Source organism: Sinomonas humi, from assembly GCF_000802235.1.
Lineage (GTDB): Bacteria > Actinomycetota > Actinomycetes > Actinomycetales > Micrococcaceae > Sinomonas > Sinomonas humi.
This window is the reverse complement of sequence record NZ_JTDL01000034.1, coordinates 1-3,223: the sequence shown is the minus strand read 5'-3', so window position 1 is coordinate 3,223 and position 3,223 is coordinate 1. Positions and strand designations below refer to the sequence as shown.

The 3,223-nt window shown below is 67.9% G+C and carries 3 protein-coding genes; all 3 read left to right on the top strand.

Annotation, left to right across the window (positions count from 1 at the left end; translation table 11 throughout):
* A partial coding sequence (locus LK10_RS02180) for an MFS transporter (RefSeq protein ID WP_156143994.1) occupies positions 1-842 on the top strand: 842 nt, incomplete at its 5' end.
* A gap of 28 nt (positions 843-870) precedes the next feature.
* Positions 871-2,682 carry a flavin-containing monooxygenase gene (locus tag LK10_RS02175; protein WP_043119808.1) on the top strand — a complete coding sequence of 604 codons (1,812 nt, stop codon included), beginning with the start codon at positions 871-873 and terminating at the stop codon, positions 2,680-2,682.
* Between the two features lie 16 nt (positions 2,683-2,698).
* Positions 2,699-3,223: SDR family NAD(P)-dependent oxidoreductase (locus tag LK10_RS02170; RefSeq protein WP_043119807.1), on the top strand; the 525-nt coding region annotated here is incomplete at its 3' end.

Genomic DNA, 3,223 nt, shown 5'->3' with positions numbered 1-3,223 from the left:
TCGTGCCGGAATCGAAGATGCGCACCGGGGGCAGGTTCGACCTGCCGGGAGCCCTCGGGATCTCGGCTGCCCTCGTATGCCTTCTGCTGGGCATTTCGAAGGGCTCGGACTGGGGCTGGGGATCTCCCGGCACGGTCGGGCTGCTTGCCGCGTCGGCTGTGGTGCTCCTGCTCTGGGGCTGGTGGGAGCTCCGCACGGAGGCGCCGCTCGTGGATCTTCGGGTCACCGCGCGCCGGCAGGTACTGCTGACGAACACCGCGTCGATGATCTTCGGATTCGCGATGTTCGCCATGTCCCTGGTCCTGCCGCAGCTGCTGCAGGCGCCGAGGGCCACGGGCTACGGTCTGGGCCAGTCGATGCTCGTCGTCGGCGTCGTCATGGCGCCATCGGGCCTGGTGATGATGGCAGTCGCACCCGTTTCGGCCCGGATTTCGGCAGCCTTCGGCCCGAAGGCATCCCTCATGGTCGGCGCGGCGGTAGTGGCGGCCGGCTACTGCGTGAACATCTTCCTCATGTCCCAGGTCTGGCAGCTGGTCCTCGTCTCGGTGATCATCGGAGCCGGCATCGGGATCGCCTACGGGGCCATGCCTGCCTTGGTCATGGGCGCGGTGCCGCTCTCGGAGACGGCGGCGGCGAACAGCCTCAACACGCTCATGCGCTCCATTGGCACCTCAGTCTCGAGCGCCGTGGCCGGGGTGATCCTGGCCCAGATGGTCGTCAGGCTCGGCAGTGTTGCGCTGCCGACCCAGGATGCCTTCCGCACGGTGATGGGCATCGCCGCCGGGGCCGCCGTCGTCGCCTTCGCGGTTGCCGCCTTCCTGCCCCGCCGCGCCGCACGCTAGGCCGAACACTTTGAAGCATTGGAGGACCATGACCGACGCAGACACCCGCACTCTCGAGTTCGACCTCGCGGCTCTGAGGGAGAGATACCGTCACGAACGAGACCGCCGCATCCGGCCCGACGGGCTCCGGCAGTACCTGGGCAGCCGGCACAACTTCGGCTACTGGGCCGAGGACCCCTACACCCCCCGGCAGGAGCGGGCAGCGAAGTCTGACCGGGTCGAGGTCCTCATCGTCGGCGGCGGCTTCGGTGGCCTGCTCACCGGCGCCAGGCTCCGCGAGGCAGGATTCGACTCGATCAGGATGACCGAGGAGGGCGGCGACTTCGGGGGAACCTGGTACTGGAACCGCTACCCGGGCATCCACTGCGACATCGAGTCGTCTGTGTACATGCCGCTGCTCGAGGAGGTCGGCACTGTCCCGAGCCGCCGCTATGCCCCAGGTGAGGAGATCAGGAGGCATGCGGTCGCGATTGCGGAGCGCTTCCGCCTCTACGACGACGTCCTGTTCCACACGAGGGTCACCGCGTTGCGGTGGGACGAGGACGACGCCGAATGGCAGGTCTGCACTGATCGCGGCGATCGCATCCGGGCTCGCTATGTCGTCGTGTCTTCGGGAACGCTCTCGCAGCCGAAGCTGCCCGCGATCCCCGGGGTCGAGTCGTTCCGCGGGCACACGTTCCACACGAGCCGCTGGGACTACGGCTACACCGGCGGCGACCAGGCTGGCGGCCTCACCGGGCTGGCCGACAAGCGCGTCGCCGTCGTCGGCACCGGCGCCACGGGCATCCAGGTGATCCCGCACGTGGGACGCGACGCCGAGCACCTGTACGTCTTCCAGCGCACGCCCTCCACGGTCGATGTCCGCGACAACCGGGATCTGCCCCGGAACTGGACCTCGAACCTGCCGCAGGGCTGGCAGCGGGAGCGGATGGAGAACTTCCTCGCAGTGATCGCGGGAGAGGACACCGAAACCGACCTCGTCGCCGACGGCTGGACCTCCACTGCTCGGCTGCAGCGGAAGATGCTCTCCGGCCGGACCGATGACACACTCGATCCGGGCGAGCGCGAGATGCTCGACGAGATCGCGGACGCGCGGAAGATGAACGAGATCCGGGCCCGCGTGGACGCCACCCTCGACGACCCTGCGACCGCTGAACTGCTCAAGCCCTGGTACCGGTACATGTGCAAGCGGCCCACATTCAGCGACCATTACCTCCAGACGTTCAACCGGCCCAACGTCACTCTGGTCGACACGGCGGACACGGGCGGCATCACCGCGATGACGGAGACCGCCGTCGTCGTGGGAGATTCCGAGTACGAGGTCGACTGCGTCATCTTCGCGACCGGCTTCGAGACGGGTGTCTCAGGAGTCGTCTCCGGCACCCTCCCCGTGCACGGCCGGGGCGGTGTCCAGCTCCTGGAGGCGTGGTCAGCCGGGCCGCGGACACTGCACGGGTTCATGTCGCACGGATTCCCCAACCTCTTCCACCTCGGTTCCCTGCAGAACGCCAACTCGGTGAATTTCGTCCACATCCTCCAGGAACAGGCCACCCACATCGCGGCGATCCTCGAACGTGCAGGCAGCGAACAAGCACGATACGTCGAGCCCACCGCTGAGGCCGAAGCCGACTGGCTCGCCACGATCCGCCGAGTCCAGATCGACAACGGAGACTTCCTCGTCGAGTGCACACCCGGCTACTACAACGGTGAAGGCACCCGGAGGCGCGGGGGAGGGGGATTCAGCCCAGGCCCCGTCCGCTTCCACGAGATCCTGCGGGAATGGCGCGCCACCTCGATGGACGACGTCATCGTCCCCGCGCCCGTCCTCGTCAACGAATAGAAGGAAGAAGAACCCGATGTCCCAGACAGTCCCTGGCCGCTTCGAGGGCCGCACCATCATCGTCACCGGCGCGGGCTCCGGAATCGGCCGCGCCACCGCCGGCAGGCTCCTGCGGGAAGGAGCGCGGGTCATCGCCACTGACCTCATTGCCGCGCGCCTCGATGAGCTCAGCGACGAATTCGACAGCGACGCGCTTGTCACGGTCACCGGCGACGTCGCCGAGCCCGCGAAGATCGACGCCATCCTGAACGCCGCTGGAGAACGCATCGACGGCCTCGCGAACATTGCAGGCATCATGGACGGGTTCCTTCCGCCCGCGGAAGTGGACGACACGACCTGGGACCGAGTGATGAGTGTGAACCTCACTGCCCCGATGCGACTGACACGGGCCGTCCTCCCCGCGATGCTCGACGCCGGCAGCGGCGCGATCGTGAACGTCGCCTCCGAGGCCGCGCTGCGCGCCTCGGCGGCCGGCGTCGCCTACACGGCCTCGAAGCACGCGGTGGCGGGGCTGACCAAGAGCATCGCCTTCTTCTACGGG